Consider the following 16,009-nt stretch of genomic DNA (forward strand, 5'->3'; position numbering starts at 1 on the left):
TCGGTCAACTCGGTGAACGCGGCGAGGGGTTGCTGAAGAAGTCGGTGAGGGCGGCGACGACGGCCTCGGGCTGCTCTTCGGGGATGTAGTGACCGGCGTCGGGCACGATGACGCCGGTCACGTTCTCGGCCCACGGGCTGATGGACGCCGCCATGTCCGGGATCGAACCGTGGCTGCTGGAGATTCCGAGGACGGGCGCGGTCAGTCGCCGTTGCTCGAGTGCCGCGCGGTTCTTGCGCGCGGACTCGGCGGCGTCGCGGTAGTAGGCGAGGCCGGCGCGCAGGCCGCCATCGACGGCCAGGGCTGCGCCGTAGTGGTCGAGCTCTGCTTCCTCGAACGCGTCGGGCGCGAGGGACTTGGTCTTCAGGAACCAGCTGATGTACTCCCGCTCGCGGCCGGCTATCAGCGTCTCGGGAAGATCGGGCACCGCGTGGAACGCGAAGTGCCAGGTCTTGAACGCCACGGTCGGGTCGAGAGGGATCGCTTCCGGCATGGTGATACCGGGAATTCCGGCGTCGAGCAGCGCGACCCCGTGCAGTCGGCTCTCGTAGTTCAGGGCGAGGGAGAAGGCCACCCAGGCGCCGATGTCATGCCCGGCGAGCCAGTAGTCCCGCACGCCGAGAGCGTGCACGGCGGCCTGGATGAGCGCGGCGACCTTGTGCGTGTCGTAGCTGAGCTCTGGGTGCTCGGAATTGCCCTGGCCCGGCCGGTCGATCGCAATGACCCGAAACCGATCGGCGAGAGCAGGCATGACCTTTCTCCAGGCCCACCACGTCTGCGGGAACCCGGTGAGCAGGACGACGGCCGGTCCATCCGGCCGGCCGCCTTCGACGGCGTGCAGGCGGACGCCGTCGGCGTCGACCCAGCGGTGCGTGAATCCGGCCAGGTCTTGCAGGGGCAGGGCGGGGACGGGGTTGGTCATGGGAATCCTCCATCGAGGCGGCTGGACCGTGATTCGACGCTAGCACGTCTTGAACTGATCAGTCCAAGATGGGAGGATGGGTCGCATGGCAGGCAAGAAGCAGTTCGACATGGACACGGTGCTCGACGCCGCGATGATCCAGTTCTGGCGCTCCGGCTACGCTGACACCTCGCTCGACGACCTGTCCCGGGCGACCGGCCTGAACCGCAGCTCGATCTACTCCTCGCTCGGCGACAAGGACGCGCTTTTCCTTCGTTGCCTGGATCGCTACGCCACGCGCTACGGCGACAAGTTCGATGCCGCCCTCTCGTGCGCGGCCGAGGACCCCGTCGCCGCCGTCCGTGCGTTTTTCGACGTCACCCTGGGGCGCATCGCCGACCCCGCCGTTCCCGACGGATGCCTGATGGCCCAGTCGGTCATGGCGAGTCCGGCGCTGAGCCCGAGCGTCGCAGAGCGCGTCAAAGAGTTGTTCGGCCTCCAGCGCCCGCGCCTGCGCACCGCACTGAAGGCCGGCGGAATGTCCGACGAGAACGCCGAGGACTTCGCCGTACATGTAGCGGCCGTGAACCAGTCTCTCGCGGTGATGGGCAGGGCCGGATCGAGCCCGGAGCAACTCCGGGCGATCGTCGGTGTGACCGTCGACGCGCTCGCGCGGGCGCTGAGACCGGTCGGATAGCCGGCATATCAGCCCACCATCGCCCGCTACGCCGCCGATACCGACTCGAGCCTGCGCGGACAGCTCGGGCTGGCCTCCAGCTCGCCGAACGCCTCCACGCTGGGACGACTTCCTCGCACGTCCGGGCGGCCACGCCGTGGGCGCCTGGCTCGGCCGGTACTCCGCCGACCCGGTGGACGAACCCGGCGAGGCACTGACCCGCTTGGCCGTCAACGGCAAGGCTGCGCGCAGATCCCGCACGGACGCATCGGCCATCCTGCCCGCCGCCGCGCTGCGCGGCTGCCAGGCCGTGATCGTCCAGCATCAAGTCGCGGGCTCACAGGGGGCGGGCAGTGTGCTGGGGATGGCCGGCGGTGCGCCGGCCCTCTTTCATCTCGGCTTCGTACACGTGGGTGCGGCCCGGGGCGATCTCTTCGCGGATGGTGCGTTCGGCCTGGACGAAGGGCTCGTAGTAGGTCTGGTCGTACTCTTCGACGATCTGGAAGGTCCAGCGCCCGTCGAGGACGTTGCGCCCGATGATCTCTTCTTCCAGCAGGTCGGCCAGGTCCTGGTGGCCGGCCTCGCGCAGCTCGCTCACGGCCTGGTCCAGCAGCAGGTCGGCATGACCGGTCAGCTGATGGAACGAGTAAAGGTGCCCCCGGGCCCGGATCGTGGTTTCCAGGGCTTCGGACACCTTGCCCAGGGCGCTCACCTGCGTGTCGTTGACTCCCTCGGGCCGCTGATGCCTCACGGCCGGCCGCTGACGGGCGCCAGCGTCCGTTGCCTTGTCCGTCATGATGATCACCCTTTTCGGCTTGGGTCGGTCGGCCGCCCAGAACGCGGGCTCGGGCCCGCACGGGCGGCGCGGCGCAACGCGTTCCGGACTCTGTGTCAGGCCGCACCGGTCAGGCGCTGTCGGAGTGGCCTGCTCGTACGGGAACAGCGCCAGGTCCAGGCACAGGACTGTGGGTTCCTACTCGCCCACGAAGATCTCCCACCTGTCGGCCCGATCCGTCCCGGCGGCCTCGGCCTTGACCGACGCCATCCAGGACGGACGTGAACGACAAGCCGATCGAGGCCAGGCCCGCGTTGTAGGCGCGTTCGGACTTCAACCCCATCTCGTGCAGCTTCTTGATCACCATGCGGATGCACCTCACCGTCAAAGTCACACGAGCGGAATGCCAGCGACAAGCGTCTAACCCGTGACCGCAGCCCAACCCTCACCGGCGGCCAAGGCCTCACCTGCAACGTCCCCGCATCGCCTCCCTGTCTCGGTCCACCGTTCGCCCCTGTGCGGGGCGATCGGGTCATCGTGCGGCGTGAAGGAGCGCCCCGCCCGCATAGGTGATGCCCATCGCGATGGCCTCGCCGAGCACGTTCCGGCCCACCGCCGGCCCCACTTTGGCCCCGCCCAGCCGCGCGCTGAGCCACCCCGGCAGCACGAGTGCGGCAATCACTGCGGCCATCGTCACCTGCACCCGCACGGACGAGGGCGGCAGGACGATCGCCAGGAGCGGCAGCAACGCCCCCACGGTGAAAGCGAGGAACGAGGCGCCGGCGGCATGCCACGGATCGGTCAGTTCCTCCGGGTCGATGCCGAGTACCGTTTCCGCGTGCGCGGCCAGCGCGTCGTGCTTCGTCAGCTGCACTGCGACTGCGCGCGCGAGCTCACCAGTCAGTCGCTTTGCCACGTAGAGGCCGGTGAGCTCTTCCAGTTCAGCCTCCGGAGTCGCTGCCAACTCACTACGTTCCAGGGCCAGCGCGGCCGGCTCAGCCCCCTTCCCTTCGGGGACGAAGGCCGTCGAGGAGGATGTCCAGGAGGCGGTCGGCGGTCACCGCGGTGCCGGCCGGCCAGGGCCCCGACCACCGCGCGGCCGGGGCCCTCGGCGCGGCATGATGACAGCAGAAAGCTGTCGGGACCGTCAGGGCTGCAGGGTCAGGACGCCGGGCTCCCACGGCAGCTGGTCGTAGGGGCCGCTCGCTGTGGGGGCCTTGCCCTGGTAGAGGAACTGCAGGTGGCAGGGGTCGATGGTCATGGTCTGGTCGGGGTTGTTGCGGACCAGGTCACCGTGGCTGATGTCGTTGGTCCAGGTGGCGCCGCTGTTGGCCTTGCCCGCGAAGGGGTTGCTCTCGGAGGCGGCCTGCGGGGTCCATGAGCCGCTCAGGCTGGAGGCGGTGAAGGAGCGGAAGTAGCGCTGCTCGTTCGCCCCCCGGGCCTCGACGATCATGAGGTACTGGTTCTGGCCCTGGACCTTGTAGACCTGGGGCGCCTCGAACAGGTTCTTCGTGGAGTCACTCAGGACCGTCGTGTAGGACGAGCCGAAGTTGCCCGGGAAGTTCCCGATCGGCATGCTCGCCCGGTAGATGTGGCCGTTGTCACCGGCGAAGAACAGGTACATGTTCTGGCCGTCGGCGATCAGGGTCTGGTCGATCGGGCCGGTGCCGGAACCGGGGAGGCTGCCGGTGAACAGAGGCTGCGGCGCGGACCAGCCGTTCGGGTTGGTGGGGTCGCTCGACGTGCGGTAGACGAAGGGCGACGCACCCCACTGGGACGCCAGCACCCAGAGGTGCTTGGGGGCGAAGTAGAACAGCGTGGGCGCGACCGCGGCCTGGCCCATCCCGGTTTGGCGCGCGGACGCCATGTCCGACCAGGTGGTGAAGGGGCTGAACATCATCGAGCCGTACGACGAGCCCGACACGTTCGACGCGTAGACGAGGTGCTTGCCGTTGTAGACGACGTCGGTGAAGTCCTTCACCGAGGCCCATCCGTTCGCCGGCTGGGCCAACGCACCCGTCGAGGTCCAGTGGTACGTCGACGGCAGGGCGCACGTGCCGCCGGTCGGTGCGGGCGTCGTCGGGATGGACGACCCGGAGGGGCTGAAGGTCCAGTGCTGGTTGGCACCACCGTTGGAGTCCCAGACCTGGACGGTGGCGCCGTTGGCGGTCTGGTTGCCGGGGGTCTCCAGGGCCCGGCCGCTGGCGACGTTGGTCAGAGTGTAGGAGCCGTCGCTGTTCCGGGCCGCCTTCCAGTGCTGGTTGGCACCACCGTTGGAATCCCAGACCTCCATCCTGGTGCCGTTGCCCGTCTGGTTGCCCGGCTCGTCCAGGACCCGACCGCTGGCGACGTTGGTGAGGGTGTAGGAGCCGTCGGCGATCTTGGTGGCTCGCCACTGCTGGTTGGAGGCGCCGCTGGCGTCCCACACCTGGAGCGGGGTGCCGTTGCCGTTCTGTCCCAGGTACTCGTCGAGAACGCGTCCGGCGGCGGCCTGGTTGGAGAGCGTGTAGACGGCGCCGGAGGCAATGTCCCCGCCCGGTGTGGCGCCGCCGGTGCCGCTGCTGCTGTCCAAGGCGCTGAGCGCCGCCGTGTAGGCGGGCTTCTTGTTGCCGCTGCCGTCGAACAGCAGCGGGTTCTCACCGGTGCGCCAGGAGTCGCTGTCGCGGATGCCCCACACGGTGATGCCGGCGCAGCGGGCGACGCCCAGGCAGTCCTGGACGGTGTCGGTGTAAGCGGTGGGGGAGGCCTGGGCGATGTCGAGTTCGGTGATCTGGACGTCCACGCCGAGCGCGGCGAAGGAGGACAGGGTGGTCTGGAAGCTGGCCGGTGGGCCGCTCGCGCCGAAGTGGCTCTGGAAGCCGACGCAGTCGATGGGCACGCCACGGGACTTGAAGTCCTTGACCATGCGGTAGACGCCCTGGGTTTTGGCGTCGGACCAGTTCTCGATGTTGTAGTCGTTGTAGCAGAGCTTGGCCGAGGGATCGGCCTTGCGGGCGGTACGGAAGGCCTCCTCGATGAAGCCGTCGCCCAGCACGTTCTGGAACACCGAGCTGCGGTGCCAGCCGCTGCCGTCGTCGGCGAAGGCCTCGTTGACCACGTCCCAGGCGTAGATCTTCCCCTTGAAGTGGGTCATCTCGGTGGTGATGTGCTGGTCCATCACGCTGCGCAGGGTGGTGGCGTCGGTGATGGAGCTGACCCAGCTCGGCAGTTGGGAGTGCCAGACCAGTGTGTGTCCGCGCATGCGCTGGCCGTGGGCGGCGGCGTGGCTGACGATCGCGTCGGCGGGGGCGAAGTTGAACGACCCGCGGGAGGGTTCGGTGGTGTCCCACTTCATCTCGTTCTCCGGGGTGATCATGTTGAATTCCCGGTCGAGGATGGTGGAGTACGTCGAGTCGCCGAGCCTGCCCGACGCCACGGCCGTGCCGAAGTAGCGGTCGCTGCCGGCCGCCGCCGCACCCAGCGTGCCGGGGTTCGACGTGTGTGAGGCCTGGGCGACCAGCGGCACGGCAGCAGCTGCCGCGGCGAGGACCACGGCGGCAGTGAGCGCACGGCGGGTTGCCGGACGGCGGCGATGAGAGCGGTTCTGATCTGGCAAGGACTTGTCCTTCTGACTCAGTGGGCTTTGGTCTCGGCCCCGGTTACCCCTCAGTTGCCGCCGGGGCCGTCAAGGTTGCCGAGTTCTGGGAGAAACCCGTTGTCGGGTGGGAAATGGGGGCGAGCACAGTGGTCTGCTGCGTCACGTCCGCTCCGGCCGTGGTCCACTGACGACAGCGCTGGACACCGGCCGAGCAGTCCTCGGCCTGACGAAGTGAACGGACCCGGCCCCGTCAAAGCGGGCGAGGCCGGGTCCGCACCGCACCCCTACTTGAGGGCCACACCGCCCGAGTTGTCGTAGGCGATCGTCTTCCTGATCAGGTTTCCGCCGTCGGTCTCGACCGAGGTCTGTTCCTGCTGTCCTGGACCGAACAGCAGACCGGCGATGTGCGCGTTGGCCACCTGGTCCATGTGCGCGAAGAACCAGTCCACCTTGTCGTCCTGGTAGTGGTTGAGAGTGTTGTTCTGCGCCATGTTGCCCACGGGGATCTGCCACAGGACCACCGGCTTGCCCACGGACTCGGCCATCGTCTTGTAGAACGCCAGCTGGGCGGCGGCCTTCTGGTCGTTCCAGAACTTGTCGAGGCCACCGTGGGCGGGCTGCGCGTACCAGCCCGCGTCACGGTCCGACACGTCCGTGGCCAGGAAGTCGGCGTTCTGGGCGCCGAGGTGGGCGTAGTCCTTGACGCACTGCGGGGTGTTCTGCTGCCAGTCGAAGCAGGACAGGTGCATACCCACGGCGGTGTTCGGCGCGTACTTGTGCGCCATCGAGATCAGGCACTGGGCCAGGCCGGCGGCGCTGTTCTGCTGCGATCCGCAGTCCGTCGGGTCCGCGGCCGTGACCTGCGCGGCCACCTGGCGCGGGTCGCCGAGCGACCGGACGTAGCCCCAGAAGTCGGGCTCGAGGTCGATCATGTCGTGCGAGGTGCCGATCTTCTGGAGGAAGAAGCGGTAGTCGTTCAGGTACCGGGTGAGCAGGTCGGCCCTGTTGATGGCCTGAACCTCGCCCGGGCCGTCGCCCTGGCCCGCCGCGTCCCCGAGGTCGCGCAGCGAGTACCACGTCCAGAGCATCTTCTGCGGACGCGGGCTGCCCTTGTACGTCGCCTGGGCCGCCACGCTGTCCCGCCAGGTCACGTAGGTGCCGGGCGCCGTGGTGCTGCCGTTCCAGCAGCCCCACCAGCCCGACCAACCGTCGTGGCAGCGTGCTGCCGAGTAGTAGTCCGACGAGGGTGCGGGCTGGCTGTGCACATAGGCGTACCGCACGTCGAACGGCGCGGCGGCCGCCGAGGCGTCGGACATCGAGCCGCCGATGAGCACCGTGCTGCTGCCCATGAAACGCTTCGCCGAGCTGCCGCCGCCCGCGGAGGTCGGCGGCGCCGACGTCGGGCGGGTACCGCTCGGCGTGGCGGGCGCGGTGGGTGTGGCGCTGCTGCCGGAGTTCCCCGGGGTCCCGGTGCCGCTGACGCTGTCGGCCGGGACGAGCTGCCACTGCTGGTTGGCGCCGTTCCAGTCGTGGTACTGGGCGATGTGGCCCCCATCGGCCTTGGAGCCGAGCGGGACCTCGACCGCCTTGCCGCTGAAGTGGTTGATCAGACGCACGTAGCCGTCCGGCGACTTCTCCAGGTGGAACTGCTGGTTGGCGCCGTTCAGATCTCGCCACTGCACCAGCTGGGAGCCTTCGGTCTTCGACCATTGGTAATCGTCCAGCACCTTGCCGGAGTTCCGGTTCTGCAGGCGGTAGTTCCCGTCACCCGAGTCGATGAACTTCCACTGCTGATTGGTCCCGCCGGTACGGCTCCACTGCACCACCGAAGCACCGTCGTTCGTGGCGTAGCCGAGGTCGTCCAGGGCCTCGCCGGTGTTGTGGTTGACCAGCACGTACCAGGCGTTCGTGTCCACGGTGTCCGCTGAGGCCGTGTTGATCGCGACCACGGAGCCGCCCACGACCGCCAGGCTGACGGCCGCCCAGAAACTCCGACGCCGGTACAGCCGAAGGCCGCGACGCGTCTGCCGCTGCCCAGGAAGGAGCGAGCGGAACGACGCGCGACCATGGCGGGCGCGGCCGCCGGGCGACGCCTCCGGCGACGTGGATGGGCGAGGGGCCATGTCGATGCTCTCTTTCAGCCGTGCCTGTGACCAGACCGCTTGTCCGGACACCACCCAGTTGTCACCGCCCCCGGAAAGGTTGCCCCGACCGCGAAGATTTTTTCGGGTGCCTCGCGCCGGCCCGCGATCACGCCGTCGGGCGGGGCGGCTGCCGGGGCGAAACTCCGCCGACGGCCCGTCAACCGGTAGACAGTGGGCATCGGGAGCCGTGCGGCCGTCGCCCGGCGCGGCACCGGCCGCACGGCGGGGAGTTCCGCTCCGGGCGGCGTCCCAGGTGATCGGTGATCGAACCCAGCAGGGGTTTGCTCACCCCGCCGCGCCACAGGAGGCGGGCGTCGCGACAACCGGTCGTCCGGGAACCGCCGCCGAATACGGCGGCGAGGGGGAGCACCTCCAGCGGCTGGACCGCAAGGGGCTGAGTACCGTCGCGGGGCGCCCGTCGTGCCGTCTCACGGCTTCTGGATCTACGACGACGCGCTCGTGATGGTCGAGTCGATCGGCGCCGAGCTGCGCCCGGTCGGCGCCGCCGAGATCGAGCGCTACGTGACCGTGTGGACCGCGCTGGAAGGCACCGTCGAGTTCGGGGCCGACGCGCACCGCGTCCTGGCCCATAACCGGGGGACCGCATCGCAAGCAGGCTCGTTTCGGGCAGACCCGAATCGTTGGCCCCAACACCAGCCGGCGGCGGATCGTTCTCGGGCAAGGCGCACGCGGACACGCGTTCGCTCAACGTGAAGGGGACTCGACGATGCTCAAGCTCCGTACCCGGCGGGCCGCCGCGATGGCCGCCGCCACACTCACGCTCGCCGGCGGCGCCATGTTCGCCGCGGCAGGGACCGCCAGCGCCACCATCGGCTGCACCGGCGGCAGCGGCTGCAACAACCAGACCACCATCTACTTCAACGACACCTTCTACCCGAACTCGAATACCCCCTCCACGATGGAGTGGCACAGCCCCACCATCACGCTCAAGATGCAGACGGACGGCAACCTTGTCCTGTACTGCGTCGCGGATGGCAGCGCTGTCTGGGCCACAGGCACCAACCTGAGCTGGAGCCAGCAGTCGTCCAACTACAGGAAGGTGCAGTTCCAGAGGAACGGCAACATGACCATCTGGAACTTCAACGAGTCCACGGGGTCCCAGACCCCGGCGTGGAACACCAACACTCCGAACGCCTACGAGGCCATCGTGCAGGTGGATGGCAACTTCGTCATCTACGACGGTTCCGGCAATGCCCTGTGGAGCTCCGGCACTTACCACAGATGCGGGGGCACGGCGGGCTACTGGGGCTGACCGGCAGCGCAGACAGGGCAGGAGGCTCCGACCTCACCGTGGTGACGCCGGAGCCTGTCGCGACGTTTTGTCAGCCACGGACGACGTTCGCGGCCTGCGGACCCTTCTGGCCCTGCTCGACGTCGAACGTCACGGGAGCGGCCCGGCCGCTGCAAGCAGTCGGGCTGGGCCTGGAGCACGCGGCGTTGAGTTCGCGGCCGTCGTAGACCGGGGCGCGGTGTGGCCGCGGGTGCTAGCGGGTGAGCTGCCGTAGCGCGTCGTCCCAGTCCAGGGTGAAGGATTCTTGTCCTGGGGGAACCAGTCGGTACGTCTGTCCGAGGAAGGCCCGCATGTCATCGGTGGCGATGACGAGGATCGCGGAACCGTGGGCGTCGACCAAGTCGAGGGTGATCCAGTCCTGGGTCAGCGGGCGTACGCGTACGGCGCCGAGGCCGGCCGGTTGAGTGATGCCCTCGGCCAGCAGATCGCGGGCGAATTCCCAGCACTCCGGGGCGGTACACGGGCGCGGAGACACCAGGTGCAGGCTCACCGCGTAGGCGTTGCTGCTGGTGTAGTCGAGTTCGATCCGGGCGGGCACGCAATGGTCGTCGATCTGCACGGCGGTGATTTGGCACGTCAGTAGGTCTTTGCTCCGGCTCCACATGATTGGGAGGCCTCCTCGAGAGTCCGTCACGGATGATTCGGTGCGAATCCGTGTCTGGATGGGTCGCGGTGGGTCCCGGCGGCGGGAGGGGGATTCGCCCCTTCGGATAGTCCGGCACCGCGGGAGGGGCGGAGGGGCGGACGTGGTCGGGCATCCCAGCGCGGGGGGTGAACTGGGGCCCCGGTTCGGTGGCGGGTTCAGGAGGCGGTGCCAACGCCGCGGTCGAACCGCCGCGGGCGCTTGAGGGGTCAGGTGGGGAAGGTCATCAGTGCGATGGGGGCGGTGGTGGGGTGGACCGATCCGCCTACGGGTTCGACGGTGATGCCCATGCCCTGGGCCGGGCCGATCGGGCCCTTGAGCAGGACCGTCTGGTTGGCGGCTCCGGGGGCGACCAGGCCGGCGGGGCGCATCGCTCCCGCGTCGTTGAACCACAGCTGGTAGGTCTTGCCCGAGGGAAGGGCCGGCAGGCCGGTGGTGAGGAACACGGCCCTGTTCTGGCTGCGCGAGGCGACCACGGCGGCCCGGGCGCCCTGGCCGGCGCCGCCGACGTTGCCGACCACGGTTTCGGCGTCGGACGCCGACAGCACGGCCGCGATCTGCGCCGCTTGGGCGTCTGTCTGCGCGGCGTGGTGGCGGGCGTCTTGCGCCTGCGTGTACTGCCAGGCGGCGACGCAGCCCAGCCCGACGGCGGCGGCGATGCTCGCGGCGAGCGCGAAAGCGGTGCCGCGGCTGACCACGGACGCGGAGCGGTGGGGGCGCGGTGCGGGCAGGTCGACCTTGGGCGGCTCCTGCCGTACCTGGGCGATGCGGTGCAGCACCTGATGCTTCATCGCCGCGGGCGGAGGCTCCGCGGAGGCGAGGGCCAGGCGGGCGCTAGTGGCCAGGAACTCGCCCACCTCCGCCGAGCACGCCTCGCAGTTGGTCAGGTGGTCCTCGAACGCGCTGCGCTCGTGGTCCTCGAGCGCGCCGAGCGCGTGCGCTCCGGCGAGCATGTGCAGGTCGGCGCTGGTCATGCGGTCACCCCCAGGCAGTCGCGCATCCGGATCAGACCGTCGCGCATCCGTGCTTTCATCGTGGCCGCACGGCGCCGTTCAGGGACCGGCCGGTGATCATCAGCGGACCGTCACGGTGCCGTGCATGAACTGGTGGATCGTGCAGATGTAGGAGTAGCTTCCGGGCGTCGTCGGGGCGGTGAAGCTGCCGGTCGCACCTGCGTCGATGCGCCCGGTGTCGAAGGCGTGGTTGCTGGTGGCCGTCAGGGTGTGGGCGGTGGAGTCGTGGTTGACGACCGTGACCGTCTGCCCAGGTGCGACGGTCAGTGCCATCGGCTGGTACGCGAAGTTGTCGACGACGATCCGCGCGCTGCCCGTCGCCGTCACTCCGCCCGTCCCTTCGGTGGTGCCAGCCGCGGGAGGCGAAGGGGACGCGGCGGCGTGCCCGCTGCCGGAACAGGCGCTGAGCACAAGAACGAGAACCGTCGCGGTGACCGCACAGACGGTGCGAAGCGTGCAGGTGCGAGCATGGCGCTGCGCCATGGGGAGCACTCCCAAATCGGGTGGTGGAAAGGGGGCCGAGGGGGGTGGTGGGCTGCCGCACTACAGGAAGGCGGCAGCCACCGGAGGCCGGCTCTGCCCACAGGAGTCCGGCCCGATCTGGGGGTTAGACCGTGAGCAGGCTCGGGGAGGCGGCCTCGTCGACGGGCAGGAAGTCATCCGGGACCGGGTACTGGCCCAGGACGTAGTTGAGGATCGCGGCGTGCATCGCCTCGACCGGCGCGATGGACGCGGCCGTGGCGATCCCGCCCGGGCTGGTGACGTTGTACGTCGCGAACAGGTACGTCTCCGCGGCCTGCTGTTCCAGCATCAGCGCCAGCTTCGCGACCCCGCCGACGTCCGTGACCGCACCGAGGGCCTGCAAGGTGGCAGGCTGGTTCGACAGCGGGACGTCGTTGATGGCTGGTTTGCCCGCGCCGGTCAGGACCGCGTTCCAGGCCTTGGCGTGGTCGGCGTGCTGGCTCATCGCCGTCTGGGCGAAGGTGCCCACCGCCGGCGGGACGGTGCCGAGCTTGCCCGCCCTCGCCGCGGCCAGCGCGGCGGTGTAGGCACCGACGGCCTGGTTCTCCAGCGCGGTGGCGAGCGCGACGACCTGCAGGTCTCCGGTGTACATGCTCCCCGGCGAGCCGGATCCGGCTCCGCCCGCGGCACCGCTCGCGCCCGCCGCGGACGTGGTCTTTCCGGAGCTGGAGCAGGCGGCCAGTGCGAACGCGGCCGCGACGCCGCCGGCTCCGAGCAGGAACCGGCGCCGCGACGCGGTGCCGGGCAGCGGCGCCTCCCCGCGGGTCTCGGCGGCCCGCTGGTCGCGGATCTGCTCGGTCAGCTCGGCTGCGGAGGCATGCATGGCCGGCAGGTAGGTCTGGTGGGCCTCGGCCAGGTCCCGGGTGAGTCGGGTGAGCTCGCGCTCGCTGATGGGCAGCTCCCAGCCGCCACGGCTGTCGCTCACGCAACGGCTCCTTCGTTGATCGGCGACGCGTCCTTGGTCGGGTAGAAGGCGTCGGGGAACCCGACGCTGCCAGCCGCCGCCGGCAGCTTGGCCGGATCCACCGGGATGGTGATCAACTGCGGTGCGCCGCCGGCAAGCAGGGCCTGCACGGCCAGCAGCGTGGCACGGTGCTGCGCCTCGACCGGGGCGACGGAGGCGAACAGCTTACGCAACTGCGGGTCCGAGACCAGCGCCACGTTCTTGGTGTAGGTCTGCGCCGCCACGTCCTCCAGCGTGATAGCCAGCTTCACCACGTCCGCCGGGCCCTTGATCGAAGGCAGCATCTGCTTCACGATCGCCGCGTACTTCGGGTCCGGGCTGTTCTGCGCCTTCCCGCCCGCCTGCGTCGCCGCGGCGTTGAACGCCTGCGCGTGGGCCTGGTGCTGGCTCGTCGTCTTCGCGATGAACGCGGCGACCGTCTTGTTGCCGTCCTTGATGAACGGCAGACCGGCGGCGGTGGTGTAGACGCTCACCGCCAGGTTCTCGATCGACGCGGCGGTCTGGAGCGCCATCACGTCATCACCGCTGCCGCTCGCGGCCGCCGCGCGCCCGGCACCGAGCAGCACCGCGCCACCGGCGACGGCGGCCGTCGTGCCCCGCCGCTGCCACCACCGCCGCGGCTCCTGCCCCTGCGCGAAGTCGTCCAGCGCCTCACGGGTGATCCGCACCGCATCGCTGTTCAGGTCCTGCGACTGCTCGGTCAGCTCCGCGAGCAACCGGGTGTCGATGTGCTCCTCGCCCATCACGCCCCATCTCTCTTCCTTCGCTGCCCGCTCGTCACGGGCATCTGACCCTCCTTCGGCACCGGCGCCGGGGCGGATGGGTCAGATCCCCCGACAGTGTCCAGAGGCCACCCGTGGGAGTGAGGCAACGCCCGGTGACTGACGGCTGATGGGAGCCAGCCCCGGTCTCGTGACGCCCCGGGCTCCGTGGCAAGTCACCCCACACTCCGTGACCGCTGCCTCGGGAAGGCATACGGGACCCCTCCAGGTGTGGGTGCCGGGGGCCCGCAGTCGGCCGCCCGAGAGACTCGCTCAGCGAGGACCAGGCGCACCTTCACACAAGCTTTCGGCGCAGATGCTGGGCGTGCGAGAGAGATTGGGGCAGGTGAGCGATGGTCATGGACCGCGCGGGTGAAGTCAGCGAGCAGGAGACGGCCAACGCCCGCTCGGCGGCGAATGGTCCACGTCATGGGTTGCCGGGAACACCAGCACCGGTATCCGACGTATTCGATTCGAAGGACGAAACGTGCACAGCATCCGCAAGGCACTGGCTCTGATGGCAGTCTCCGGGGCAGCGCTGTTCGGCGCCTCGGGCGTCGCCTCCGCTGACGGGGCGGTCGCCAACGGGGTAGCGGCTAACTCGCCCGGCTTCCTGTCCGGCAACCTCATCCAGGTCCCGGTCGACATCCCGATCAACCTCTGCGGCAACTCCGTGAACGTGGTCGGCGCGCTGAACCCGGCGTTCGGCAACCGCTGCTCCAACGGCGAGGAGGGTGTCGAGCACGGCGAGCAGCACCACGGCCTGGACACGGACGGCTCGGCCTGGCACCAGCACATGGGCGGCCAGGACCAGGCCGGGCGGCAGGAGCAGCGGGGCGACCACAATGACGACTGTGGCTGACGGCCAGGGCTGACCCACTGGTGGGTGAGTGGACTCTCACCCACCAGACGGCGGGTCACCGGACGCGATCAGCGTCCCGGGTGGGTCTGCGTGGACGAAGGCCCTGCCGAGACACAGCCGAAGAAGTGCATCTGCCCCGGCTCCGAAGCCGGCCGCTACCTGGTCCTGCGCCACCAGCCCCCCAGTGACGTCCGCCTCCCTGCATGAGTACTCCCAGCCGGTGGCCGTCGAGGAGCACCCCGACCTCGTCACCGCGTCCCCCGCTGACCAGAGACCGGCAAGCCGGGCGACCCCAACGGCAGCCGGCCCCCGTCTTCAAGACGTCCAACAGGTAGGCACATCTGCCCGGATGGTGCACGAGCAGGGATTCGGCGTTTGGGTGGGGCGGGGGAGGTTAGGCGCTTGTGGTCTGGTGTGAGGGACGCCGGGCTGGGGGCCGCGCTCGGCTCCACCTCCTGGGGCGCGGCCCCGTCGCCGGTGTGGCCCGGGTTCCGGGTCACACCGGCTTTCCTGGTGTGGTCGTCGGGCTTGGGGCGCGGGCCGGCTCACGTCGGCCTCATGTCCGTTCTCAGCCGTGCCAGCCCCGCGCGTCCGTTTGGAGTGGGCGTCGCTGTGGTGGGGTGAGCCGGATCAGCCGCTGCCGGGCCGGGGGGCGGCGCCCCTGGGGCGAGTCAGGTGTCGGAGTCCGGCGATTCGCTTGGGAAGCGGCTGTCGACGTGTTGTTCGGGGCGGCGTTCTTCCTGTTCGGCGATGTCGTCCAGGACGCGTTGGTCGGCTTCGGTGAGCGGGGGCTGCACGATGGCGCGGGGCCACAGGCGTCGCTTGACGACGACGTTGGCTTCGGCGGCGTAGACGGTCAGCTGGGCGCCGAGGTAGATCCACCACAGCAGGCCGAGCACGGTGCCGAACAGGCCGTAGACGGCGGTGGCGTGCCGCAGCTGGTGGGCGACCAGGACGCCGCCGAAGGCCTGCAGGACCGTCCAGGCCGGTCCGGCGAAGAGACAGCCGGGTACGAGGCAGCGCCAGTGGATCTGCTTGGGGGTCAGGATGCGGAAGCAGGCGAGGTACAGGCCGGTGTTCACCACCACCGAGGCTGCCAGGCCGCCGACGGTGACGGCAGGGCCCGCGCCGATGGACGCGACCACGCCGGTGGCTGCAGAGGAGGCCAGCAGCCCGACTCCGAGCACGGCGACCAGGGCGAGCGAGCGGCCCAGGCGCGGAAAGTAGCCGGGCCGTTTGACGCCGGGGATGTTCCACACCTGCGCCATGGCGAACTGCAGGGTCTGGGCGATGCCGAGAGAGCCGTAGAGCAGCCCCAGCACCCCGATGACCACGGCCCAGGTGCTGCCGTGCAGGGAGTGCACGTTGGTCCGCAGCTGGTCGCCGATGACGGGGAAGTCCGCGAGGGCGGAGTTCAGTACTCGCTGCTGAAGCTGAGGATTCCCGCGCAGGAAGAAGCCCAGGGATGTGGTCAGCAGCAGCAGGAGGGGAAACAGGGCGGCGAAGCCGTAGTAGGTGATCAGAGCGGCCAGCTGCCCACCGCGGTCGTCACCGAACTTCTTGATCACCCCGAATACCAGCCCCGGAGTCCGGCGGCGCTGCTGCCAGCCGTCCACCGCCCGTAGCGCCCGCTCAAACACGTTCACGCCACCGCACCCACTTTCCTGCGAAGCACCCTCAACCGATTGTGGATCGCACCAGCGCGCCGGACGGTGCGGTGCCGCGCCGGGAATCGAAGCCGGTCAGGCCGCCGGCTCCAGGGCCGCCTGGCGGCCAACGGCGTCCAGGCGGTGTGCGGGTGCCGTCGATCTTCGCAAAGCCGTCTCGGCCTCGTCCGCCCCGGCCCGGGGAGCCCTTGA

At 69.7% G+C, this 16,009-nt stretch carries 14 protein-coding genes and 1 pseudogene; 4 read left to right on the forward strand and 11 right to left on the reverse strand.

Annotation, left to right across the window (positions count from 1 at the left end; genetic code table 11):
* Positions 1-4: 4 nt before the first annotated feature.
* Positions 5-922: an alpha/beta fold hydrolase gene (locus TR48_RS13260; RefSeq protein WP_042366424.1), complete on the reverse strand. Its 918-nt coding sequence runs from the start codon at positions 920-922 to the stop codon at positions 5-7.
* An 85-nt stretch (positions 923-1,007) separates the two neighbouring features.
* On the opposite strand from TR48_RS13260, the gene TR48_RS13265 reads away from it, so the two are divergent.
* Entirely contained in the window at positions 1,008-1,598 is a 591-nt protein-coding gene (locus TR48_RS13265; RefSeq protein WP_042366426.1) for a TetR/AcrR family transcriptional regulator, read from the forward strand.
* Positions 1,599-1,914: 316 nt separating this feature from the next.
* Here the strand turns inward: TR48_RS13265 and TR48_RS13270 are convergent, their stop codons facing one another.
* The 4 genes and pseudogenes from TR48_RS13270 to TR48_RS13285 form a co-directional block, all read right to left on the reverse strand.
* Positions 1,915-2,373 (reverse strand): hypothetical protein, encoded by a 459-nt coding sequence (locus TR48_RS13270; protein ID WP_042366536.1) that lies wholly within the window; start codon positions 2,371-2,373, stop codon positions 1,915-1,917.
* Positions 2,374-2,884: 511 nt separating this feature from the next.
* Positions 2,885-3,358 (reverse strand): annotated as a pseudogene (locus TR48_RS13275) (VIT1/CCC1 transporter family protein); the annotation flags it as partial.
* Positions 3,359-3,499: 141 nt separating this feature from the next.
* Complete coding sequence (locus tag TR48_RS13280) at positions 3,500-5,947, reverse strand: non-reducing end alpha-L-arabinofuranosidase family hydrolase (RefSeq protein WP_369405573.1); 2,448 nt, start codon at positions 5,945-5,947, stop codon at positions 3,500-3,502.
* A 266-nt stretch (positions 5,948-6,213) separates the two neighbouring features.
* Complete coding sequence (locus TR48_RS13285) at positions 6,214-7,890, reverse strand: RICIN domain-containing protein (protein ID WP_369405574.1); 1,677 nt, start codon at positions 7,888-7,890, stop codon at positions 6,214-6,216.
* Between the two features lie 603 nt (positions 7,891-8,493).
* Here TR48_RS13285 and TR48_RS44305 point away from each other — a divergent pair.
* Entirely contained in the window at positions 8,494-8,787 is a 294-nt protein-coding gene (locus TR48_RS44305; protein WP_042366429.1) for a hypothetical protein, read from the forward strand.
* Between the two features lie 13 nt (positions 8,788-8,800).
* Complete coding sequence (locus tag TR48_RS13295) at positions 8,801-9,346, forward strand: hypothetical protein (protein ID WP_042366431.1); 546 nt, start codon at positions 8,801-8,803, stop codon at positions 9,344-9,346.
* Between the two features lie 232 nt (positions 9,347-9,578).
* Here TR48_RS13295 and TR48_RS13300 read toward each other — a convergent pair whose 3' ends face one another.
* From TR48_RS13300 to TR48_RS13320, 5 genes are all read right to left on the reverse strand, one after another.
* Entirely contained in the window at positions 9,579-9,944 is a 366-nt protein-coding gene (locus TR48_RS13300; protein WP_161789819.1) for an SsgA family sporulation/cell division regulator, read from the reverse strand.
* 293 nt (positions 9,945-10,237) lie between these two features.
* Positions 10,238-11,002 carry an anti-sigma factor gene (locus TR48_RS13305; protein WP_042366433.1) on the reverse strand — a complete coding sequence of 255 codons (765 nt, stop codon included), beginning with the start codon at positions 11,000-11,002 and terminating at the stop codon, positions 10,238-10,240.
* Positions 11,003-11,101: 99 nt separating this feature from the next.
* Positions 11,102-11,368 carry a cupredoxin domain-containing protein gene (locus tag TR48_RS45450; protein ID WP_236652125.1) on the reverse strand — a complete coding sequence of 89 codons (267 nt, stop codon included), beginning with the start codon at positions 11,366-11,368 and terminating at the stop codon, positions 11,102-11,104.
* A 280-nt stretch (positions 11,369-11,648) separates the two neighbouring features.
* Entirely contained in the window at positions 11,649-12,488 is an 840-nt protein-coding gene (locus TR48_RS13315) for a ferritin-like domain-containing protein (protein ID WP_042366435.1), read from the reverse strand.
* A complete protein-coding gene (locus TR48_RS13320) occupies positions 12,485-13,270 on the reverse strand; it encodes a ferritin-like domain-containing protein (RefSeq protein WP_042366437.1) in 786 nt (261 codons plus the stop codon). The genes TR48_RS13315 and TR48_RS13320 overlap by 4 nt, the downstream gene beginning before the upstream one ends.
* Before the next feature lie 505 nt (positions 13,271-13,775).
* Here TR48_RS13320 and TR48_RS46805 point away from each other — a divergent pair.
* Entirely contained in the window at positions 13,776-14,150 is a 375-nt protein-coding gene (locus tag TR48_RS46805; protein ID WP_063770977.1) for a chaplin, read from the forward strand.
* Positions 14,151-14,821: 671 nt separating this feature from the next.
* Here TR48_RS46805 and TR48_RS13330 read toward each other — a convergent pair.
* Positions 14,822-15,796 (reverse strand): YihY/virulence factor BrkB family protein, encoded by a 975-nt coding sequence (locus TR48_RS13330; RefSeq protein ID WP_161789820.1) that lies wholly within the window; start codon positions 15,794-15,796, stop codon positions 14,822-14,824.
* Positions 15,797-16,009 lie beyond the last annotated feature (213 nt).

Source organism: Streptacidiphilus neutrinimicus (genome assembly GCF_000787815.1).
Classification (GTDB): domain Bacteria; phylum Actinomycetota; class Actinomycetes; order Streptomycetales; family Streptomycetaceae; genus Streptacidiphilus; species Streptacidiphilus neutrinimicus.